The organism is Peribacillus sp. QJM3NY_7, from assembly GCF_056173225.1.
Window position 1 is genome coordinate 5,514,306 of sequence record NZ_CM149663.1, and the last position, 13,941, is coordinate 5,528,246.

10 protein-coding genes and 4 tRNA genes are annotated in these 13,941 nt (G+C 42.0%); all 14 read right to left on the reverse strand.

Annotation, left to right across the window (positions count from 1 at the left end; translation table 11 throughout):
- Positions 1–220: 220 nt before the first annotated feature.
- On the reverse strand, positions 221–1,015 hold the full coding sequence (locus AC0VX1_RS26680) for an MBL fold metallo-hydrolase (protein ID WP_063574578.1): 795 nt from the start codon (positions 1,013–1,015) through the stop codon (positions 221–223).
- A 6-nt stretch (positions 1,016–1,021) separates the two neighbouring features.
- Positions 1,022–1,816 (reverse strand): two-component system regulatory protein YycI, encoded by a 795-nt coding sequence (locus AC0VX1_RS26685; protein WP_063574577.1) that lies wholly within the window; start codon positions 1,814–1,816, stop codon positions 1,022–1,024.
- Positions 1,803–3,134 (reverse strand): YycH family regulatory protein, encoded by a 1,332-nt coding sequence (locus AC0VX1_RS26690; RefSeq protein ID WP_063574576.1) that lies wholly within the window; start codon positions 3,132–3,134, stop codon positions 1,803–1,805. Before AC0VX1_RS26690 ends, AC0VX1_RS26685 begins: the two co-directional genes overlap by 14 nt.
- Positions 3,131–4,963 (reverse strand): cell wall metabolism sensor histidine kinase WalK, encoded by a 1,833-nt coding sequence (walK, locus tag AC0VX1_RS26695; protein WP_063574575.1) that lies wholly within the window; start codon positions 4,961–4,963, stop codon positions 3,131–3,133. Before walK ends, AC0VX1_RS26690 begins: the two co-directional genes overlap by 4 nt.
- 5 nt (positions 4,964–4,968) lie before the next feature.
- Complete coding sequence (yycF, locus tag AC0VX1_RS26700) at positions 4,969–5,676, reverse strand: response regulator YycF (protein ID WP_034316131.1); 708 nt, start codon at positions 5,674–5,676, stop codon at positions 4,969–4,971.
- Positions 5,677–5,957: 281 nt separating this feature from the next.
- Positions 5,958–7,376, reverse strand: coding sequence for a peptidoglycan DD-metalloendopeptidase family protein (locus AC0VX1_RS26705; protein WP_475469592.1), 1,419 nt, complete (start codon positions 7,374–7,376; stop codon positions 5,958–5,960).
- Positions 7,377–7,785: 409 nt separating this feature from the next.
- Positions 7,786–7,858, reverse strand: a tRNA-Phe gene (locus AC0VX1_RS26710).
- 29 nt (positions 7,859–7,887) lie between these two features.
- Positions 7,888–7,963, reverse strand: a tRNA-Asp gene (locus AC0VX1_RS26715).
- Between the two features lie 23 nt (positions 7,964–7,986).
- A tRNA-Glu gene (locus tag AC0VX1_RS26720) sits at positions 7,987–8,058 on the reverse strand.
- Between the two features lie 8 nt (positions 8,059–8,066).
- A tRNA-Lys gene (locus AC0VX1_RS26725) sits at positions 8,067–8,142 on the reverse strand.
- A 277-nt stretch (positions 8,143–8,419) separates the two neighbouring features.
- Positions 8,420–9,712 carry an adenylosuccinate synthase gene (locus tag AC0VX1_RS26730; RefSeq protein ID WP_034316136.1) on the reverse strand — a complete coding sequence of 431 codons (1,293 nt, stop codon included), beginning with the start codon at positions 9,710–9,712 and terminating at the stop codon, positions 8,420–8,422.
- 281 nt (positions 9,713–9,993) lie between these two features.
- Positions 9,994–11,358: a replicative DNA helicase gene (gene dnaB / locus AC0VX1_RS26735; RefSeq protein ID WP_034316139.1), complete on the reverse strand. Its 1,365-nt coding sequence runs from the start codon at positions 11,356–11,358 to the stop codon at positions 9,994–9,996.
- A 140-nt stretch (positions 11,359–11,498) separates the two neighbouring features.
- Complete coding sequence (gene rplI, locus AC0VX1_RS26740) at positions 11,499–11,948, reverse strand: 50S ribosomal protein L9 (RefSeq protein ID WP_034316140.1); 450 nt, start codon at positions 11,946–11,948, stop codon at positions 11,499–11,501.
- The gene (locus AC0VX1_RS26745; protein WP_053536992.1) at positions 11,945–13,915 is read right to left on the reverse strand and encodes a DHH family phosphoesterase; all 1,971 of its coding nucleotides are present in this window, start codon (positions 13,913–13,915) and stop codon (positions 11,945–11,947) included. Before AC0VX1_RS26745 ends, rplI begins: the two co-directional genes overlap by 4 nt.
- Positions 13,916–13,941 lie beyond the last annotated feature (26 nt).

The following is a 13,941-nucleotide window of genomic DNA, read 5'->3' on the forward strand; positions in this document are numbered from 1 at the left end:
GGTATCCTCCCTCAATTATACTCAATTACCGAAATTTTTCTAAAAAAAAGCATGCTTAATTTAAGGGGCAACATGAAATTGACTAGTATCAGCCCTTTTCCTTTTACCTATACAGTTCTAACCAAACGATACCCCTTTTAATCCGATTCGTAACTTACGAATCGAAATTTTTAAAAATAAAAAAGGAATGAACAAGGTATCCCTCATCCATTCCTTTCATTTATAATGTAACAAGTTCCGTTGGTCTTTTCGGGTCAGTATCATATAAGGAAAATTGTTCACCCACGATGATTCCCTTTGTCTTTAACGTCTGTTCCACCGACATTCTTGCTAGATCCTTCATATTGTTATCAAGGCTTAAGTGGGCCAGGTAAATCCGCTTGGTCTTATCACCGGCCACTTCGCTCATTGCAAGGGCAGCGTCTTCATTACAAACATGTCCGACATCACTTAAAATCCGGCGCTTGATGCTCCATGGATATTTTCCCATCCTTAGCATGGACACATCATGGTTACTTTCGAATACATAAGCATCGGCATTTGAGATGATTCCTTTCATCCGATCGCTTACGTACCCTGTATCGGTAATGACCACAAGTTTCTTATCTTCATGATGAAAGACGTAAAACATCGGCTCTGCCGCATCATGTGAAACGCCGAAAGATTCTATATCAAGGCTGCCGAACGTTTTGACCTGTTCCATTTCAAATGTGAATTTTTGTTCGGTTCCAATTTCACCGATCGATCGCTCCATGGCATTCCATGTTTTTGCATTCGCATATATCGGGAGTTTATGTTTTCTGGCAACCACGCCAAGACCTTTAATATGGTCGCTGTGTTCATGGGTAACAAGGATACCGGATAGCTTGGACATATCACGGCCTATATCCTGAAACAATGCTTCCAGGGCTTTACCGCTTAAGCCGGCATCGACGAGGAATGATTGATCCTCCGTTTCCACGAAAAAGGCATTTCCCGTACTCCCGCTTGCGAGAACACTAAAATGCATTGTCATCTATACTCACTCCAGTATTTTTTCTTCTGTATTCAATTCAATGACCTCTCCATCAAAAGCATTCACGAAGAGATCCGTTTCGTCATCAATTACCACCCACCATGTTGGCACAAGTAAATGTGACACAGATGTCGTCTGCAGCGAATTGTAATATCCCAATTTTACATTCGTGACTTTGCTTTTGGGATCAATATCATCATTGTCATACAATGCTCCAATAGCAGTTATGGCAGATTTCAATTCTTTAGGTTTATTGAATTTTTTGATTTCCTCTAAATACATCTGTTCATAGGAAACGATTTCACCCTTCTTGTTCAGATATAGAGTGACCTTCCCCTTACTATTATTATAAAACATCTTTTTATCTTCCACTTGATAGCAGGTGATGGTCTGGCTGATTTCATCATAGCTCCAATAATGATATTCATTTCCTTTTAATATATACTCCTTCAGGAATATATCAAGGTCTGCAGCATTAATTTCCGCTTTCATGCCAACCGGTGTTTTAAATGTACCCACAAGCTTCTTATCATCGATGATTTTTGCTTTTTGATTTTTCAGGTACTGTATATCTTTCTTCTCGAAAGTCTTGCTTTGGGCAATCAGGAATTGATCCGACTTTTGTTTCGGAAGAGGGGTTTCTATGGAAATCTCATCTTCTTTCAACAGTTCTTCCGTAGTGGACTCCGTGAAACTTTCATATTGGGAGTCATTAATCTTTTCCAGGAATTGATAAAGAAGAAAAATATTCAAAACGAAGAAAACCATGATGAAAATCGACTTTGTATTATTCCAATCCACTTTGACCGCCTCCTTCTTCAAAAGGCACAATAAACCATTTATCGCCGATACGATAATACCAAGTGGGCTCAAGTGTAACTAGAGTTACAAGTTTGGAATCCAGGGATTTATCCAATCTATAGCCTATCGAGATGTCCTCCACGCTATTGAAATCGACATTATCTTTCGATTTCAGCTGATTCACTACTTCTTTACCGCTTGGTAAAGTCTTTGCCGATCCTACTGACGGGAGGACTGAATCAAGTTTAAAATATGGACGATCATAGCTATAAATTTCTTCTTTCCCCCAAATTTGCTCGATTTCCGTCATTCCAGATTCATTGAAGGCCGGATAACCATTCACGAATAAGCGGAATACCACTCGTTGTTCATTCTCCGACATATTGGCAAAGCGGTAATTGTTATTTTCCCAACCGGCATGATCATTGATGAAATCGATGCTCTTTTGCAAAAGGTCACTGGAACTGTCAAATAACTTGCTCTTTTGTGCCGGATTAATATAAGAAATTAAGTAATTCTCTTTATTGACCGTCATAAGTCTTGTTCCATCCGTATATTCCTCACCGACCGAAACCGATTCCTGGCGAACGAACTTCGGAAAACTAAATAACGCATTTTTCAAGTTTCCAATATCCAAATAGTCAATATAATATTCAAGTCTATTGATCTCCACTGGGTTTTCCGGGACGAACAGCGTCCTTTTGCTGTTTATCGTTTCGGCCGTGTATTCAGGATGCTTATCATAGGAACCCCGATAAAATGAATCCATGAAATTCCTTAGTTTTTTAGAGTCGACCATACCTTGATAAATCTTTCTCCGATCGTAGGAAACAAAATAAACGGCAGATTCATTACCACTGATATTCTTTTGTTTAATGATGATTCGATCAAACGAAAATTCAGGCACTTCCTTATCCGTTATATTCAATACCGTTTTATAAAGAGAGATGGGAATATCATCGGAGAATTCGATTTCAATCGATCCATCTTCATGGACAAAATCGTCAAATTTCCTTTGCAGCCTGTTTACGGATATCTCTTTTAGGCCTCTAAAACGCCATTGCGAAAATTCTTTTTCCATTTCATTGATTTCTGCCGGATTGGAAGTCTGGAAATGCTGCCCATTGCCATGGAAAAGGATACTGACTGGTTTAATGACATCACTGACAATCTGGACATCGCTTTTAATCTTTATGAATTCCGACGATTGTTCAAATGGATCATACTCAGGCTCGTACGTCCAAATGCTCCATGTCAAAAATATGCTTGTCCCAACCAAAATAATCAGTATTATACTTTTTGCACGTTCAAAATTCATGACCAATCATCCTCTTCTTCCTGTTCGTAAGGAAGTGTAAAGAACACGGTAGTTCCTTTTCCATCCACACTTTCCGCCCATATTTTCCCGCCATGCGCCACGACCATCTCTTTTGCAATCGCTAAACCAAGCCCTGTCCCGCCTAAGTTACGGGCCCTTGCTTTATCCACACGGTAGAAGCGGTCGAATATTTTATCAATGACGTTTTTCGGGATACCCACTCCTTGATCTGTAATGCTCACAATGATAAAGCCATCAGATGCCCTGACGCGGAAAGTCACTTGACCCCCTTCAGGTGAGTACTTTAATGAGTTGGAGATTACATTATAGAGAACCTGGGTGATTTTATCTTCATCAATATCCACAAAATAAGCTTCCTTCGGCAAATCACGCTTAAACGTGATGTCATCATTTTTCGACATTTCAAAACGATCGATGATGTGGTCATAGAATTTATTGAAATTCACCCAGCCAGTTTTAAGCCTGTAATCTTTACTGTCCATTTTCGAAAGCTGTAACAGATCATTAACAAGCCTGATCATTCGCTCCGTTTCATTTTGGGTCACGCTTAAAAACGATGGAGCGATTTCCTCGTCCTTCCATGCCCCTTCAGCCAATGCCTCCAGGTAACTTCTCATCGTCGTTAACGGAGTTCGTAGTTCATGTGATACATTGGCAACGAATTCCCTGCGTTCACTCTCGATTTTTTCCTGCTCTGTTATATCATGCAAAACCGTGATCAAACCATTAACGAATCCCGTTTCCTTTTGAATGACCGAAAAGTTCCCCCTCAAAACGAAAGGATGATTTTTTTTGCTGTAATCAAGGATGATGGACTCTCGCTCTTCCAGTAAATCCTCAAATTTATATTCTTCTTCAAGACCCAAAACCTCAATGATCGGTTGGTTCATGACGGTTTCACTCGAGACATTCAATAATTGTGCCGCCGGTTCATTAATCAAGTTCACCCGACCGCGCCTGTCCGTTGAAATTACACCATCCGTCATATTGGCAAGGACAGATGATAGCTTTCGCCGCTCTCCCTCTGTGCTTGATTGCGACTCTTGGAGTTTTTTGGTCAAATTATTGAAAGTGACGGCAAGCTGGCCAATTTCATCATCGCCATATACCCTGACTTTTCTGGAGAAATTCCCTTTTGCCATCACAAGGGCCTGTTTTCTCATATCAGACATGGGTCTGGTGATCGTTCGTGCGAGCAGGATCCCCAAGATGGCCGTAATGACCAAAGCGATGGCCGTACCCGTCATGAAGATGCTATTGATTTCATCCATCTGCTCAAAGACATTCTCCATCTCGGCAATTACATAGACGGCGCCAATGACCTCCCCATTTGCTTCAATGGGTGTCGAAAGGACCCAGAGCCGCCTGCCTGTTTTCTTCTCGCGAAATATATCACTATCTTCTTTTCCAAAAGTGAGCGTATTCTTGATAAGGACCTCTGTCGTCTTCTTCCCTACAATATCCTGGTTACCTCGGGCTGAAGTTCCGATCACCCGTCTGCTGCGGGTGTCGATGACACGTACTTCCGAAATATCATTCGATGAATTATCCCGGTCTCTCAATATCGCATCAATCGCTTCTTCGAGGGTCGGATCCTCCTCTCCCCTCTCTTTTTCCATTTCTTCACCAATACTGTAGGTAAGCAGGTTAACGTGACCTTTTATTGATTTCGTAAAGTTCCCGACAAGATTTTCTTCCAATTCCCCAACAAAATATACCCCGATTATTTGCATTGCCACGAAAATGAGCAATACATAAATCAGAACAAATTTAAAATGAATTGAGCGAAAAAAACCAACCTTTTTCATAGAAACTACTCCTGTTCAGGGTTACGCAGGTAATAACCGACCCCTCTTCTAGTTACAATCCAGCCAGGATGGCTTGGATTGTCTTCAATCTTCTCACGAAGACGTCTGACCGTTACATCGACCGTCCGCACATCACCAAAATAATCATAGCCCCACACGGTTTGTAATAAGTGCTCCCTCGTCATGACCTGACCGATGTGCTTGGCTAAGTAATGAAGCAACTCAAATTCACGATGCGTCAATTCTATCGTATCGCCGCGCTTGGATACCACATAGGCATCCGGATGGATAGTGAGCGTGCCTATCGTAATTTCCTTCGGTTCATTTTCTTGATCGGGAACCGGAACGGCTTGCTGACGTCTAAGGTTCGCCTTAACGCGGGCAATTATTTCCCGGGTACTAAATGGCTTTGTCACATAGTCGTCTGCACCAAGCTCCAATCCTAACACCTTATCTATCTCCGAGTCTTTTGCCGTTAGCATGATGATCGGGGTTTCATACTTCTTCCTTACTTCCCTGCATACTTCCATCCCATCGCGCTGCGGCAGCATGATATCAAGTAAAATCAAATCAGGTTGCCGTTCTTCCACCATTTTGAGAGCTTCATTGCCATCATAAGCACAAAAAACTTCGTAGCCCTCTTTTTTTAGATTGAATTGTAATATATCAGCAATTGGCTTTTCGTCATCCACTACCAAAATCTTTTTATCCATGTACTTATCTCCTTTTTAATAACTGAACTGAATCTATTAAAAACCGTGTCCTTATCCGGGACCTTATTCACTTTTCCTTCTGCTTTCACAAAGCTTCGCAACCTAGTTTCAGCAAAGTTGCATATATATACCCAATAAAAGGGGCTGAACACTGGAATGAAAGCAAATTGTCTCTATTCTACTTTATCATTTTATAGGCATTAAATCACCTTTTTCCTATTATTCTCATCTATTAATGAAGCAGAAGAAGTCTTCGAATAATTTTCGAAGACTTCCATCAATTACTGACTTATATAGTTTAGCGGATTAACGAGAGACCCATTTTTATATATTTCAAAATGAAGGTGGACACCGGTCGAGTGACCTGTTGAACCCATCATCCCAATTTTCATGCCTTTTTCAATCTTTTGTCCGGCTTTTACATCTATTGAATCCAAATGGGCATACACTGTCTTATATCCATTATTATGATTGATCGTTATCTTATTTCCATATCCTCCGGAATTCCCGGCAGTTTCGATTATCCCATGATCTGCTGCCGTTATGGTCCTGGTGGCTGGCCTTGCAATATCGATACCTTTATGAAGTTTCCCCCAGCGCTGGCCCTGCTTACTGGAAATATAGCCCCCATCTGCAGGCCATGAATATGTACCGCTGCCCTGTGAAGGTATGACCTTGGTGCCTTTTCTGGTGATTTCCATTTTAGCTTCTTCCGTGACTTCTTTTTTTACGATCGATTCACTGATTTTCTTTCCATTTGTTTCAGATACATTATAGGTGAACGCAAGAATCCCCTCATTCCCCATTTGTTCAGTAATGAGTTCGCCCTTTGGAAGTTCGTCATCCTCCTTCACTTTCTTTTCAAAAGGAATTCTCTCTTCCTTTAATACTTCTCTTTCTACCATTACGTTCACATAGGGGGTACGTTGGGTCACATAGAGACGCTCGCCCTCTTTAACACCTTTGTCCTCATCCTGTCCCGGATTCAGCTCCAGCAGTTGATCCAGGTCCATATCATGGCTATTGGCAATGGCTTCAAGATCTTCATCTTCCTTAGCCTCATAGATCGTCGTTTCTTCCTTTCCTTCTTCTATCATGGAAAGGGTTTTATCGACACTCTTGATTTCGTCTGGATATACCATTGTCTCTTTAAACGTAACGGGATGTGAAAATTCGATATCCAAAATTCTGCTTCCTGGCTCTTTTAACGAATCGGCATCTTTTTCACTTTCTTTTTTACCTGATTCGTATTCAGCATATTCCTCTTCATTTACATATAATAAAGTGATTTTCTCCAGAACGTCTTCTGCATCTTCCTTTGACGCAACATAAGCGACCGCCTGGTTATCTATGTCGATTTCATACGCCTCGGCCTTCACATTCAACTGATCTTGAATTCCCTTAACAGCCTGATCCTCTTTAACATCTTCATCGAATACCTCTTCAGGTACGAACTTCAGCTGTGTCCCCTTATCGAATGTAAAGTCAGGATAATCTTCCTGTGCTTCCTCTACCTTATCGGCTACGATGTTTTCGATTTCCGTTTCATCCGTCACACTGCCGACGAACTCATCATTAAGATAAACATGCTGTATGGTTGTAGTTTCCGATATCCCAGCAGCAATTACCCGATTGCCCGCAAGCACCAAAATGATGGAAACCATCAACAGGATGATCCCCTTGCCTTTTGAGCTAAACATATATTGTCCTCCTTAACGGCTCAGTCACCAATTAAGAAACTAATCAAATTTATTTGAGATTTATTAGTCCAATTTAAATATCCAGATGCTTATGACTGATTTCTATAATGATTTTTATCACTCATAACTCTACCATATTAAGAAAAAAAACAAGAAACAGACTTCATAATGTAATAGAACTGTATAAATGGTGACAACATGTACCAATAGATATGGTAATGGGGACAGTTCAATAAACTGCGGGAAAAGGAGTGGGCCTAAGCCCAGCAAGGGTAAAAGCGAGTTATATTCCGAATTGGCCGAAAATGGTATGTTACAAATCGGTAACAATCTATTAACAAGATTTCATTCATAATCCTCTGGATGCATAACAAAAAAACGCCCTAAAGGAAAGGCGTTTATACAAGGATGGCTCAGGACGGAATCGAACCGCCGACACAAGGATTTTCAGTCCTTTGCTCTACCGACTGAGCTACTGAGCCAAATATTCTATTTTAGAATAAAAATAAAATGGCGGTCCCGACGGGAATCGAACCCGCGATCTCCTGCGTGACAGGCAGGCATGTTAACCGCTACACCACGGGACCAGTAAAGCATATATATAAAGAAGTGACCCATACGGGATTCGAACCCGTGTTACCGCCGTGAAAGGGCGGTGTCTTAACCGCTTGACCAATGGGCCGGAAAAAATGGTGAGCCATGAAGGATTCGAACCTTCGACCCTCTGATTAAAAGTCAGATGCTCTACCAACTGAGCTAATGGCTCGTTCTAATGAAATGTTTCTTTGCTGGATGTTAACTTACCATCTGCAGCTTGTTAATGGCTTGTTCTATTGTGACGACGCTTTTGATAATATCATGGTTCTTATAGTTTAGGCAATAGTTTTTTGAAATAAAATTATTTTTTTCTTATCTTTTTTATTTTCCCTATAGTTTTTATCCACATTCACTCGGTATCCCGGACCTCCCGAACGTGACATATAATGCATCAATCTTAAAAATGAAAGAAGAGCCGGCAAAAAAGCCAGCTCCTTTTTCATGAATTACGCTAGACGCCAAGGGCTTCTCACGACATTTGTTTGGTTACGGTCAGGACCGACAGAGAAAGTGGTCAAAGGAATGCCTACCAATTGAGATACGCGCTCTACATAGTGGCGAGCGTTCTCTGGAAGCTCATCCAATGACTTGCAGCCTGTGATGTCTTCTGACCAGCCTGGCAGCTCTTCATAGACTGGTTTACATTCGCCAATCGCTTTCAAAGTCGCTGGTACCTCATGAATGATTTCGCCTTTGTATTCATAGGCGACACAAATTTTGACCGTATCAAGACCTGATAATACGTCAATCGAGTTCAATGATAAATCGGTAATCCCGCTGACACGGCGAGCATGGCGAACGACAACAGCGTCAAACCAGCCTACACGGCGCGGTCTGCCTGTAGTTGTTCCATATTCACGGCCAATTTCCCGGATTTGGTTACCGACTTCATCATGCAATTCTGTAGGGAAAGGACCATCGCCCACACGGCTTGTGTATGCTTTACATACTCCAACCACATGATTGATCTTCGTAGGCCCTACACCCGAACCGATTGTAACTCCACCTGCAACCGGGTTGGAAGAAGTGACGAATGGGTATGTTCCTTGATCGATATCAAGCATGACACCTTGTGCCCCTTCGAATAATACCCGTTTTCCTTCATCAAGTGCGTCATTCAATACAACGGATGTATCACAAACATATTTCTGCACTTGTTGTCCGTACTCATAGTATTCTTCCAAGATATCTTCGATTTTGAAACCTTCCGTTTCATAGAAGCGTTCGAACATACGGTTTTTTTCGACAAGATTTTGAGACAATTTTTCCTCGAAAATTTCACGGTCCAAAAGGTCTGCCATGCGAATTCCGTTACGAGCAGCTTTGTCCATATATGCAGGGCCGATTCCCTTTTTAGTCGTTCCAATTTTGTTGGCGCCTTTACGGTCTTCTTCGACTTCATCCAATTTGATATGGTAAGGAAGAATGACATGTGCACGATTCGAGATACGAAGATTATCCGTACTCACCCCATGGCTATGTAAATAAGCAAGCTCCTCTACAAGAGCTTTTGGATCAACTACCATACCGTTTCCAATGACACAAATCTTATCACTATAAAAAATCCCTGACGGAATTAAATGCAGTTTATAGGTAACGCCGTTAAATTTAATTGTATGCCCTGCATTATTCCCACCTTGATAACGAGCGATGGCTTCCGCATTCTGGGATAGAAAATCTGTTATTTTACCTTTACCTTCGTCTCCCCATTGTGTACCGACTACTACAACTGATGACATCTGAATAAAGCACCTCCAAAGGTTCACGTAATACCGATCATTAACCGGTTCTTATCAAACAAACCTATTTTATCAATAATCCAAACTGGAAGTCAATACAAAATCCGAACAATACACTTTTTAAAAAATTCTTTGTTCGTAAATATGAGAAATTTCTTTCCGGTTTTTTTAGGATTGTCAAACATTATTGTACCCCCTGATTTCTTTTTCTATTATCATTAGGGCCTTTCTTTTTCCTGAAACAGAGAAAGCCCGCCATTGCATGAATGGCAGGCAGTCCCCTATGCGCCGGGAGACATCGAATCATCATCGAAGCGGCGCTCGAGATTGACGAATTTATTATATTCTTTTACGAATGCAAGCGAAACCGTGCCCACCGGACCATTACGCTGTTTCGCTATAATGATTTCAATGATATTTTTATTCTCGGATTCTTTATCATAATAATCATCACGGTATAAGAATGCGACGATATCAGCATCTTGCTCGATACTCCCGGATTCCCGGATATCAGACATCATCGGGCGCTTATCCTGACGCTGCTCCACTCCCCGCGATAGCTGGGAAAGGGCGATGACGGGCACTTTAAGTTCCCGAGCCAGCGCTTTAAGTGAACGTGAAATCTCGGATACCTCTTGCTGACGGTTGTCGCCTGAACGGCCATCGCCTTGAATTAACTGCAGGTAATCGATCAATATCATGCCAAGGCCATGTTCCTGCTTCAAACGACGGCATTTTGAACGGATTTCACCAATCCTGACACCTGGCGTATCATCGATATAAATGCCGGCATTCGACAAGCTTCCCATCGCCATCGTCAGTTTACGCCAATCCTCATCAGTTAAAGAACCTGTCCGTAAATTCTGGGCGTTGATATTCCCTTCAGCACAGAGCATACGCATAACGAGCTGCTCTGCACCCATTTCAAGACTGAAAATCGCTACATTCTCCTCCGTTTTGGTCGCAACGTTTTGAGCGATGTTCAATGCAAAAGCGGTTTTACCAACCGAAGGGCGGGCACCAACTATGATGAGGTCATTACGCTGGAACCCCGCTGTCATTCGATCCAGTTCAGCAAACCCTGTCGGTATTCCCGTGACATCCCCTTTACGGGTAGTCAAAATTTCTATATTATCGTAAGTCGCAACCAATACATCCTTAATATTTTGAAAAGACCCGGAATTCTTACGCTGGGCCACTTCCATGATCGTTTTTTCTGCTTCACCGAGCAGCTCCTCGACCTCGTCCTCGCGACTGTAGCCTTCCTGAGCGATGTTCGTCGCAGTCCGGATCAAACGGCGCAGCAATGACTTCTCCTCGACGATGCGGGCATAATATTCAATATTGGCCGCGGTAGGCACCGATCCGGCCAATTCACTTAAATAAGAAACCCCGCCAACTTCTTCAAGGTTTTTTGTCGCAGCCAATTCCTCTGTCACCGTAATCAAATCGACAGCTTTTCCTTCGTCATTCAATTTAAGCATCACATTAAAGATCTTTTGATGAGAGCTTCTATAAAAATCTTCCGGAATCAAAACTTCCGATGTAACGGTCAATGAAGAGGGCTCAAGAAAAATGGCTCCTAGCACAGCCTGTTCGGCTTCTATATTTTGAGGTGGAATCCTATCCTGAAATTGTTCTATCATATCTTAAAACCTCCCATTCTAAGAGGATACCTTTTATATGTTTCTAGTAAAAAAGAAAAAAGTGAAAGGACAACTTGCCCAATCACATTTTTCGTCTATCTCTATTTTATCAATTTTTCACAGATATGAAACAGCTAAAATTAGTTAATTTCTTTCACATGCACAGTCAGTGTTGCAGTGACTTCAGGATGAAGCTTCACCGGAAGCTTTGTATGCCCTAAAGTGCGGATGCCTTCAGCAAGCTCCATTTTACGTTTATCAACCTTGATACCGTGTTTTTTCTGAAGCTCAGATGCAATTTGTTTAGTCGTGATGGAACCGAATAAACGCCCGCCCTCACCGGCTTTGGCAGATAGTTCAACCGTTAATTTCTCCAGCTGCACTTTCAATTCTTCAGCCTGCTGCAGCTCTTCTGCTGCAAGTGATTCTTCTTTATTTTTCTGTGCTTCCAAAGTTTTCACGTTTGAATTATTTGCTTCAACGGCCAATCCTTGTTTAAGCAGGAAATTATGTGCATAACCATCCGCAACATTTTTAACTTCCCCTTTTTTCCCTTTACCTTTAACGTCTTTAAGAAATATCACTTTCATTCTTTATATCCCCCTTCTAAATATTCATCAATAGCTGCTTTCAATCGACTTTCGGCTTCATCAATGGAGCATACCTGTTGAGTGGCGGCATTCGTTAGATGTCCGCCTCCATTCAACATTTCCATGATCACCTGTACATTGATATCACCAAGAGAACGCGCACTTATCCCCACCGTATCATCAGACCGCTTAGCCATTACAAAGGAAGCGACAACGCCATCCATCGTCAATAGGGTGTCTGCAGCCTGAGCAATGAGCACCTGATTATGAACCTGATCGGTTTTTGCCGCGGCAATGGCAATTCCCTTTTTATAAAAGATGACTTCTTCAATGAGCTTCGATCGTTTGATATAGGTGTCCACGTCTTCTTTTAAGAATTTCTGGACAAGTACCGTATCAGCTCCATGCGCCCTTAGATATGAGGCTGCATCGAAAGTGCGTGAACCTGTTCTTAAGGTGAAGCTTTTCGTATCGACGATGATACCGGCAAGAAGCGCCGTCGACTCCAGCATATCAATTTTTGAGCGTTTCGGCTGATATTCAAGCAGTTCTGTAACAAGCTCTGCCGTTGAAGATGCATATGGCTCCATATAGACGAGCAATGAGTTTTTGATGAACTCCTCACCCCGCCGATGATGGTCAATAACCACAACCTTATCGATTCTATTCAATAACCGCTCTTCAATCACCATGGAAGGTTTATGGGTATCGACCACAACCAGCAAGGTCTCATCCGTAATCATTTCAAATGCATCATCAGGTGTTATGAACCGGGCATACAGCTCTTCTTTATTTTTGATTTCTTCCATTAGACGAAGGACACTGCTGTCGAGCTGCTGGGTGTTTATGACAATATAGCCTTCACGTTCATTCATTTGGGCAACTTTCAAGATGCCGATCGCTGAACCGATTGCGTCCATATCCGGGTTTTTATGGCCCATGACAATGACTTTATCGCTATCAAGGACTATATCCTTCAATGCATGGGAAATCACACGGGCACGGACCCTCGTGCGTTTTTCCATCGGATTGGTTTTGCCGCCATAGAATTTAACTTTTCCATTCGCTTGCTTTATGGCCACCTGGTCACCGCCCCGCCCTAAAGCGAGATCCAAGCTGGACTGGGCAAGCGTACCTAGTTCCGGCAAGGATGACACGGCCGAGCCGACCCCGATGCTCAAGGTCAGTGGTACATTTTGCTTGGCCGTCGTTTCCCTGATTTCATCCAAAATCGAGAATTTCCCCTTTTCAAGCTGCTGAAGGATATGCTCATTAAAGACAGCGATGAATCGTTCCGAGGAAACCCGTTTAAAGAAAACGCCATTATCCCTTGCCCATTTATCGAGAAGTGAGGTAACCAAGCTATTAATGCTGCTTTTACGCTGATCATCCATACCCTGTGTCAAATCATCATAATTATCAAGAAGAATAATCGCAATTGCCGTTCGCTCATCTTCATATAATTTCTCAATTTCCACTTGCTCCGTCACATCAAAAAAGTAAAGAAGCCTTTCATCACGCTTATGGACCACCTTGAATTTCCGATCGTGGAGCGTAAGTGTCTCTGTTTCGATCTCTTGCTTGATTAACGGTACTATCGAGTCCGCAACATCGTATAGCGATCTTCCCGCCAAGGAATCCTCACTAAAACAAGAAGCCAGGAATGGATTGGTCCATTCAATGTAATAATCCTCATTAAAGAGCATGATCCCAATCGGCATTTCCAATAACGCTTCCTCGCCCACCTTCTTTAAACGGTAGGATAAAGTCGTTATATACTCTTCTGTCTTCCGTTGCTTTTTTTCTACCATTCTTAATGTTAAATAAAATAAACCAGCAAGAATCAATAGTCCAACAAGTGCAATAACCCAATTATAATAAGCCAGTACGCCCAAAAGTAAAACGACTGCGGCCAGCACCCCATACAATGGGGACTTAATCGAGTATTCTTTCAAATAAGATGGCATAGTTTCAGCTCCTAAAAGCATCTGTT

What these genes read in the sequence shown, in the direction of transcription:
- AC0VX1_RS26705 (WP_475469592.1), bottom strand. Translation starts at nt 7,376, where the DNA reads ATGTTTAGCTCAAAAGGCAAGGGGATCATCCTGTTGATGGTTTCCATC.
- walK (WP_063574575.1), bottom strand. Translation starts at nt 4,963, where the DNA reads ATGAAAAAGGTTGGTTTTTTTCGCTCAATTCATTTTAAATTTGTTCTG.
- AC0VX1_RS26730 (WP_034316136.1), bottom strand. Translation starts at nt 9,712, where the DNA reads ATGTCATCAGTTGTAGTAGTCGGTACACAATGGGGAGACGAAGGTAAA.
- AC0VX1_RS26690 (WP_063574576.1), bottom strand. Translation starts at nt 3,134, where the DNA reads ATGAATTTTGAACGTGCAAAAAGTATAATACTGATTATTTTGGTTGGG.
- rplI (WP_034316140.1), bottom strand. Translation starts at nt 11,948, where the DNA reads ATGAAAGTGATATTTCTTAAAGACGTTAAAGGTAAAGGGAAAAAAGGG.
- AC0VX1_RS26680 (WP_063574578.1), bottom strand. Translation starts at nt 1,015, where the DNA reads ATGACAATGCATTTTAGTGTTCTCGCAAGCGGGAGTACGGGAAATGCC.
- yycF (WP_034316131.1), bottom strand. Translation starts at nt 5,676, where the DNA reads ATGGATAAAAAGATTTTGGTAGTGGATGACGAAAAGCCAATTGCTGAT.
- AC0VX1_RS26745 (WP_053536992.1), bottom strand. Translation starts at nt 13,915, where the DNA reads ATGCCATCTTATTTGAAAGAATACTCGATTAAGTCCCCATTGTATGGG.
- dnaB (WP_034316139.1), bottom strand. Translation starts at nt 11,358, where the DNA reads ATGATAGAACAATTTCAGGATAGGATTCCACCTCAAAATATAGAAGCC.